The 8,181-nt window shown below is 60.5% G+C and carries 7 protein-coding genes; 5 read left to right on the top strand and 2 right to left on the bottom strand.

From position 1 onward, the window contains the following. The 5 genes from EOM25_10445 to EOM25_10425 all read left to right on the top strand — a co-directional run. On the top strand, positions 1 to 698 hold a 698-nt coding region (locus tag EOM25_10445), incomplete at its 5' end, for an ABC transporter ATP-binding protein (GenBank protein ID NCC25597.1). Positions 699 to 700: 2 nt separating this feature from the next. After that, positions 701 to 1,402 carry an ABC transporter ATP-binding protein gene (locus EOM25_10440; GenBank protein ID NCC25596.1) on the top strand — a complete coding sequence of 234 codons (702 nt, stop codon included), beginning with the start codon at positions 701 to 703 and terminating at the stop codon, positions 1,400 to 1,402. 140 nt (positions 1,403 to 1,542) lie between these two features. Continuing rightward, positions 1,543 to 3,168 (top strand): 2,3-bisphosphoglycerate-independent phosphoglycerate mutase, encoded by a 1,626-nt coding sequence (locus EOM25_10435; protein NCC25595.1) that lies wholly within the window; start codon positions 1,543 to 1,545, stop codon positions 3,166 to 3,168. 107 nt (positions 3,169 to 3,275) lie between these two features. Continuing rightward, entirely contained in the window at positions 3,276 to 4,544 is a 1,269-nt protein-coding gene (locus tag EOM25_10430) for an HDOD domain-containing protein (protein NCC25594.1), read from the top strand. A 197-nt stretch (positions 4,545 to 4,741) separates the two neighbouring features. After that, a complete protein-coding gene (locus EOM25_10425; GenBank protein ID NCC25593.1) occupies positions 4,742 to 5,416 on the top strand; it encodes an ABC transporter ATP-binding protein in 675 nt (224 codons plus the stop codon). A gap of 28 nt (positions 5,417 to 5,444) precedes the next feature. On the opposite strand, the gene EOM25_10420 is transcribed toward EOM25_10425, so the two are convergent. After that, positions 5,445 to 5,984 carry a metal-dependent transcriptional regulator gene (locus EOM25_10420; GenBank protein ID NCC25592.1) on the bottom strand — a complete coding sequence of 180 codons (540 nt, stop codon included), beginning with the start codon at positions 5,982 to 5,984 and terminating at the stop codon, positions 5,445 to 5,447. Between the two features lie 127 nt (positions 5,985 to 6,111). Next, on the bottom strand, positions 6,112 to 8,181 hold a 2,070-nt coding region (glgP, locus tag EOM25_10415), incomplete at its 5' end, for a glycogen/starch/alpha-glucan family phosphorylase (protein ID NCC25591.1).

Genomic DNA, 8,181 nt, shown 5'->3' with positions numbered 1-8,181 from the left:
TGGCGGCCACGGTGGACTTTTCACTGGATGTCCGGGAGGGGCACATCCACGCCCTGATCGGTCCCAACGGGGCGGGCAAGACCACCCTGGTCAACCAGTTGAGCGGGGACATCCTGCCCGATGCGGGGAGCATCCGTTTCGGCGGGACCGACATCACCCGGCTCAAACCCCATGCCCGTGCCTGCTTGGGCCTGGCCCGGTCCTACCAGATCACCTCGGTCTTCGAGCATTTGAGCGTGGCCGAGAACCTGGCTCTAGCCATCCTGGCCGGGAACCGGCACAATTTCCGCTTCTGGCGGCGGGCCCTGAACGCCCGGCGGGTTCGAAAGCTGCTGCCCGAAGCCCTGGCCCGGTTCGACCTGGAGGACAGCGCCCATCGTCCGGCCGGGCAGCTGTCCCACGGCGAGAAACGTCAGCTGGATGTGGGCATGACCCTGGTGGGCCGGCCGCGGCTCTTGATTCTCGACGAGCCCATGGCCGGGCTGGGACCGGGGGGGACCGTGGAATTGTCCAAGCTCATCAGGGGACTCAAGGGGCAGTTGACCATCCTGCTGGTGGAGCACGACATGAAAGTGGTCTTCTCCCTGGCCGACATGATCACGGTCCTGGTCAATGGCCAGAACGTGGCCACGGGAACTCCGGACGAGATCCGGGCCAACGACCTGGTCCGCTCGGCCTATCTGGGGGAGGAGGGCTGAGGATGCTGCATCTGGAGGGAATCGAGACCTTCTACGGGTCGAGCCAGGCCCTGTTCGGGGTCTCCTTGGAGATACGGGAGTCCGAGGTGGTCACCCTGCTGGGGAGAAACGGCATGGGCAAGAGCACCACGATCCGGTCCATCATGGGCCTGACTCCGCCCCGGACCGGGGCCATCACCTTTGCCGGGCAAAGGATAGAGCGGCTGCCCAGCCATGGCATCGCCCGCCTGGGTCTGGGCCTGGTGCCCGAGGGCCGGCAGATATTCCCGACCCTGACGGTCCGTGAGAACCTGACGGCCACAGCCGCCAACCGCAACGGAGCGCCCAATCCCTATTGCCTCGACGATATTTTCGAACTTTTCCCCCGACTCAGGGAACGGATCAGACACTACGGCAACCAGCTCTCGGGCGGAGAGCAGCAGATGCTGGCCGTGGGCCGGGCCCTGATGACCAACCCTCGTCTGCTTATCCTGGACGAGGCCACCGAAGGCCTGGCCCCCCTCATCCGGCGGGAGATATGGCGAGCCCTGTCCATTCTCAAGGACAAGGGCCTGGCCATCCTGGTCATCGACAAGAATCTCGAATCCCTGATGGCCATTGCCGAGCGGCATTTCATCATGGAGAAGGGCAGGGTGGTCTGGGCCGGGCCAACGGCCGAACTGGCCGCTGATCGAGCCCTTCAGGAGCGCTATCTGGGCGTATAGCCCGGTTTGGTTCCTGGCCTGCCCCTTGCTTTTGTCCCCCTCTTCCCCGGCCGAGAGGCCGCCTGTTGCCACTCCCGAAAACCTGCTGTAGGCCGAAGACAACGATCCACGAATTTTCAATCAGAAGCAAGGAACAGATCATGGATATCTATCCTCTGAAGCCCATAACCGGCATACGGCCCTGCCCCGGCCCGGTGGTTCTGGTCATCATGGACGGAGTCGGCCTCGGTCCCCGGGACGAGAGCGATGGTGTATCCATGGCCTACACTCCAGTGCTGGACTCTTTGATGCAGGAACCTCTGGCGACCCGGCTCAAGGCCCACGGCACGGCGGTTGGACTGCCTTCGGACGGGGACATGGGCAATTCCGAGGTGGGTCATAACGCATTGGGTGCCGGCCGGGTCTTTTCCCAGGGGGCCAAGCTGGTCAACGAGGCCATCGCCTCGGGCCGGGTCTTCGAGGGCGAGGCCTGGAAGCGGGTGGTACAGGCCGGGCGGGCCGGAGGCACGGCCCACTTCATCGGCCTGGTCTCCAACGGCAATGTCCATAGCCATGTAGACCAGCTGTATGCCCTGCTGGACACATGCGCCGAGGTTGGCATGGCCCGGGTCCGGGTCCATGCCCTGCTGGACGGCCGGGACGTGGACCAGAAGAGCGCCCTGCGCTACGTCGAACCCCTGGAGGCCAAGCTGGCAGCCCTGTCCACGGCCGGCCGGGATTACCGGATCGCCTCGGGCGGAGGCCGAATGGTGACGACCATGGACCGCTACAACGCCAATTGGCAGGTGGTGGAACAGGGCTGGAAGACTCACGTTCTGGGACAGGGGCGGTGCTTTCCATCGGCTTCGAAGGCCATCGAGACCTACTACGCCGAGGACCCGGAGATGACCGATCAGTACATGGATAGCTTCGTGGTCTGCGACGGAACCGGCCCGGTGGGCACGATCCAGGACGGGGACGCCGTGGTCTTCTTCAATTTCCGAGGTGACCGGGCCATCGAGATTTCCCGGGCCTTCGAGGAGCCGGATTTTACCGAGTTCGACCGGGTCCGGGTGCCCAAAGTCTTTTACGCCGGGATGATGCAGTACGACGGAGACGCCCTGATTCCCAAGAACTTTCTGGTGGAGCCGCCGGCTATCTCTGGGACCGTGGGTGAGTATCTGTGCCGGACAGGGGTGACGTCCTACGCCATCTCCGAGACCCAGAAATTCGGGCATGTGACCTATTTCTGGAACGGCAACCGTTCAGGATACATCGACGGGAACCTTGAGAAATACGAGGAGGTCCCTTCGGACAAGATCACTTTTGATCTGAGGCCCTGGATGAAGGCGGCCGAGATTACGGACAAGGTCGTGGAGGCCGTGGCCGGCGGGAAATACCGCTTTATCCGTCTGAACCTGGCCAACGGGGACATGGTCGGACACACCGGGGTGGAGGCGGCGGTGCGTATCGCCGTGGCCACGGTGGACTTCTGTCTGGGCCGAATTCTGGAGGCGGTCCGCAAGGCCCGGGGCATTGCCGTGATCACGGCCGACCACGGCAACGCCGACTGCATGTGGACCATGAAGAAGGGCCACAAGACGCCCATGGTCGCTCACACCCTGAGCCCGGTCCCCTTCATCGTCAAGGACTCTTGCCAGGAGAACGCCTTCCGGTTGTCCGGGGTTCCCGAGCCCGGTCTGGCCAACGTGGCGGCGACCATCTGCACCCTACTGGGGTACGAACCGCCCGAGGGGTACGAGCCCTCCTTGGTGGCTCCGGCCTGACCGGTTCGGGTCTTGTCAAGGCTCAGACGTCCGATCTAAAATGCGCACTTGATGGTGGAAAGACCCGCGAGGATCAAACCTCAACCCGAGCAAAGGATGAAACGACCATGACCGCATCCGACCAGAGATCAGGAACCGGGGCCGCGGCCCAGCCCGGCGTCTTTTTCACCAAGCAGCCCATCCTGGACAAGCAACGCCGGATCTGGGGCTACGAGCTTCTCGGTGCCGAACTGGGAGAGGGAGGGATATACAAGGTCTTTTCCCAACGGGAGAGTTCGGCCTCGGTGTCGTCAACGGCCTACCTCGGCCTGCAGGATGCCATGGACAGAGGGAAAAAGGTGGCCGTGGCCTTTGACGCCAAGAGCATCATCGACGGCGTTCCCCACGTTCTGCCTCCGGGTCACGGCGTCCTTCGTGCACTGGCCGGAGCCGGCACCAATGCAGGTGTTCTCGATGCCCTGCAGTCCATGCGCCAGGAAGGCTATCTGGTGTCCATGGACATGGACCCGGGAACCGTTGATTATGAAATGTGCAGCCAAGCCGACATCCTGTGCCAGGAGTTCGCCACGGCCAAGGTCAATGGGCTGGGCATGCGGGCGGCCATGACCAAGACCCAGCTGCTGGTCCGGGGCGTACAGACCATCGAGCAGTTCGAAAAGGCCAAGGATATGGGCTTTCACCTCTATCAGGGAAGCTTTTTCAAGGAACCCGAGCCTATGCCCGGCCGAAAGCTGTCCTCCAGCCACGCGGCCCGGATCAACCTCTTTCGGCTCATGGAATCCGAAGACCCGGACTTCAAGGCCCTGGCCGCGGCCATCAGTTCGGATGTGTCCATCAGCTTTCGGCTGCTGTCCTACCTAAACAGCCCCTATTTCGGGCTCATGCGCAAGATCCAGTCCATCGACCAAGCCATTACGCTATTGGGCTGGAACAAGCTCAAGATCTGGCTTCGGGCCGTGATTCTGGCCGACATGGCCGGGCAGGAGGAGATTCCCCTGGAATTGGCATCCCTGTCCCTACAGCGGGCCAAGTTTTTTGAGCTTCTGTCCACGGAGTACGACTGGTGGGGGTTTAATTCCAGCACCCTGTTTCTGGTCGGTATCTTCTCCCTGCTGGACGTCATCCTGGGGATGGAGATGTCCGAGTTGACCGAAAAGCTACCTCTGGACCCCAAGCTCAAGGCCGCCCTTCGCCGGGATGCCAACAGCGAATATCTTCCCTTGTTCCATCTCCTGTCCTTTCTCGAGGATGGGGAATGGGCCGCTCTGGAAGACCAGACCCAGCAGTTGGGGCTGGACATGGGAATGCTCAAGAGCTTTCACGTCCAGGCCCGGGACTGGGCAGAGGCCTTCTTTTCGACCCTGAACAAAGGGTAACAGTCTGTCGGGCCAAGCTTTTCGCCGAGCCCCGGCCCAGGGTTTTCTTTGAGACTGAACGAGTTAAAGGTTTAGCTTTTTGGGATAGCCTTCAATTCGTTCAGGCCTCCCGCTCCCCGACCAGCCCGTATGTGTATGGAATCGTTTCGGGCCCTTATCCTGTCAAGCCTCTCATCCAATTCCACTCCTAGGTTTTAATGTCGAAACCCTCGGTCAAAGGTTTTAGCCAGTCCCAGCCTCTCCGACTCGGGGTCATCGGCCCTAATGGAAGAGGCAAGACCACACTTTTTTCGGTCATCATGGGTCTTGAGCGCCCCCTGGTCGGGACAATCGGATACAATGGAGAGGAGGTGCAGACCAAGGAGGGTTGGGCCAGGCTTCGAAAGAATGTCGGTCTGGTCTTTCAGAACAGCGACGATCAGCTATTCATGCCGACAGTCCTCGAAGACGTGGCCTTTGACCCTCTGAACCTAGGCCTGTCCCCGGTCCAGGCCAGGCAGAGGGCATTGGACACCTTGCGCAAACTAGGTCTGGAGGGGTTTGAAGGGCGAGTCACCCACAAGCTCTTCGGTGGGGAAAAACGGCTGGTCGCTTTGGCCACGGTCCTGGCCATGCAGCTTCGGATCATTCTTCTGGACGAGCCCACCAACGACCTGGACCAAGATACGAGGCAAAAACTGATTGATATTCTGGTCGGGTTGCCCCAGGCCCAGATTCTGGTCACCCATGACTGGGATTTTCTGGATCACGTGGCGAACAGCTTGGCCGTGCTTCAAGACGGCAGGCTCGTGGCCCAGGAAAAAGACATCCTGCATACCCACACGCACGCCCATCCGGGTGGACAGTCCCGGCACGGTCACGGCGAGGTTTAAACGTCAACGTGAAAGGCGGTGTCCACCATCACCGCCCATCGTGTTCGGTCGAGTCGATTTTTTTGCAAAGATTTTCGACAAAGGCCTTGGACTTAACCTCGCATTCCTCCGGATCCAATCCATGCTCCTTGAATTTCTCGAAATTCTTCAGCCAGTCATCCCCGAGACGGGGGCAGGCCTGGATGAATTCCATGAACTTGACCAGAGTGCACAAGGTTTCCTCTCCAAGTGCATGCTCGACCTTGCAGGCTTCTTCATCGGCCGTAACGGGATCGATTTTCAGGATGCCGGTCAGAAAGCGAAACAGAATTTCATGTTTTCGGTGGATGTCCTGTCCGACGCTTTCTCCCTTTGAGGTCAAGTCGATGTATCCATATTTCTCATATTCGATCAGGCCTCTTGAATCCAGCGTCTTGAGCATGCTGGTGACGGTGGGCATTCTCACGCCGAGTTTTTCGGCGATATCCTTGACCCGGACAACCCGTTTCTCATTGCCGATGTCGTAGATGGCCTCGAGATAGTCTTCCATGGTCGAAGTCAATGCCTTGCCGCTTTCGTGATTGTTCAATTCTTTGATCATGATTGTGACCATCCAAGTTAGAGTCAATGAAATTTGTTTCCAATAAAAAATTTATCCATGTCAAGCAGAATTTTGCCATGGGTTCAACTGAGTTATGCCCTCTTGCACCGGACCGTCAGCCACGCAAGAGTTCCGGATCCAGCGGAGGCGTCTTCCAGATCCTTTGGGCATACTCCATGACGGCCCGGTCGCTGGAGAACTTGCCCATGTTGGCCGTGTTCAGGATGGCCTTGCGAATCCATTGGTCCTTGTCGGTGAACAGGGCGTCGACCCGGTCCTGGGCATCCATGTAGGGCCGGTAGTCGGCCAGGAGCATGTAGAAGTCGCCGTTTCTGAGCAGGGCGTCGATGATTGGCTTGAACAGTTCCGGCTGCAGGGGGGCGAACCGGTTCGAAGCGATCATGTCCAGGGCGGCCTTGAGGTCGGGGTCGGAATCGTAGTAGCGGCCCGGGTCGTATCCGTTCCGGCGCATGGCCTCGACTTCCCCGGCCTTGAGGCCAAAGATGAAGATGTTGTCCTCGCCGACCTCCTCCATGATCTCGACGTTGGCCCCGTCCAAGGTGCCGATGGTCAGGGCCCCGTTCAGGGAGAACTTCATGTTGCCCGTGCCCGAGGCCTCGTACCCGGCCGTGGAGATCTGCTCCGAGAGGTCCGCGGCCGGGATGACCTTCTCGGCCTGTGAGATGCAGTAGTTGGGTAGGAACAGGACCCGGAGCCGCTTGTTGACCTCGGAATCGTTGTTGACCACCTCGGCCACGGAATTGATGAGCTTGATGATCAACTTGGCCATGAAATAGCCCGGGGCAGCCTTGCCGCCGAAGAGCACGGTCCGGGGCGGACAGGGGAGGTCGGGGTCTTCCTTGAGCCGGTTGTAGCGGGTGACGACGTGGAGCACGTTCAGGAGCTGGCGCTTGTATTCGTGCATCCGCTTGAACTGGCAGTCGAACATGGTGTGGGGGTTCACGCCCATGCCCATCTTGCGGAGGACGTAGCGGGCCAGTCGCTTTTTGTTGGCCAGCTTGGCCTCGGCAAATGACTTCCTGAACTGGGTGTCTTCAGCCAGGGGAACGAGGTCCTTCAAGCGGTCGAGGTCGCAGACCCATTCGGGGCCGATGGCCGAGGTGATCAGGTCGGACAGGTCCGGGTTGATCTGCAGGAGCCAGCGCCGGGGTGTGACCCCATTGGTGACGTTGGTCAGCTTGCCGGGGAAGAACTCGTCGAAGTCCCGGAACAGGCCTTGCCGGATGATATCCGAGTGGAGGGCGGCCACGCCGTTGACCGTGTGGCTGCCGACAATGGCCAGATTGGCCATGCGGACCCGGCGGACAGGTCCTTCCTGGATGAGGGACATCCTCGCCAGCCGACCCGTGTCGTCTGGAAAGCGATCGGCCACCTTCTGGAGAAAATGGTGGTTGATGGTGTAGATGATTTCCAGATGCCGGGGCAGGACGTGGCCGATGAGGTCCACGGGCCAGGTTTCCAGAGCCTCGGGCAGAACGGTGTGGTTGGTGTAGGCAAAGGTCCTCGTGCAGATGTCCCAGGCCTCGTCCCATTCCATCCGCTCCTCGTCCACCAGCAGGCGCATGAGTTCGGCCACGGCGATGGACGGGTGGGTGTCGTTCAGTTGAACGGCCACGTAGTCCGGGAAATCGGCCAGGGACGAATGCTCCTTCTTGAAGCGGCGCATGATGTCCTGAAAGGTGGCCGCCACCAGGAAGTACTGCTGCTTGAGGCGGAGTTCCTTGCCCTGGGCCTGCTCGTCGTTGGGATAGAGGACCTTGGTGATGTTCTCGCTGATGACCTTGTCTTCCATGGCCCCCATGTAGTCGCCGCGGTTGAAATCCTGGAGGCTGAATTCCCGGCTCGACTGGGCCACCCAGAGGCGCATGTTGGTCACGTGCCGGCCGCCGTGTCCGGGGATCAGGATGTCGCAGGGCACGGCCATGACCTTGCCCGTATCCACCCAGCGGAAACACAGTTGGCCCTCGTCGTCGTAGTAGCTCTCGGAACGACCGTAGAAATTGACCTCAAAGAGGCTTTCCAGCCGCAGGATCTCCCAGGGAACCCCCTGCCTTCTCCAATTGTCGCAACTCTCCTCCTGCCAGCCGTTGACAATGGACTGGTAGAAAATGCCGTAGTCGTAGAGGATGCCGTACCCGTATCCGGGAATCCGCAGGCTGGCCAT

The organism is Deltaproteobacteria bacterium (genome assembly GCA_009929795.1).
Lineage (GTDB): Bacteria > Desulfobacterota > Desulfovibrionia > Desulfovibrionales > Desulfomicrobiaceae > RZZR01.
The sequence above is the reverse complement of the archived record's forward strand: the minus strand, read 5'-3'. Positions and strand labels throughout refer to the sequence as shown.

Excerpts from the sequence above, each read along its gene's own strand:
- EOM25_10425 (NCC25593.1), top strand. The coding sequence starts at position 4,742 with ATGTCGAAACCCTCGGTCAAAGGTTTTAGCCAGTCCCAGCCTCTCCGA.
- EOM25_10430 (NCC25594.1), top strand. The coding sequence starts at position 3,276 with ATGACCGCATCCGACCAGAGATCAGGAACCGGGGCCGCGGCCCAGCCC.
- EOM25_10440 (NCC25596.1), top strand. The coding sequence starts at position 701 with ATGCTGCATCTGGAGGGAATCGAGACCTTCTACGGGTCGAGCCAGGCC.
- EOM25_10435 (NCC25595.1), top strand. The coding sequence starts at position 1,543 with ATGGATATCTATCCTCTGAAGCCCATAACCGGCATACGGCCCTGCCCC.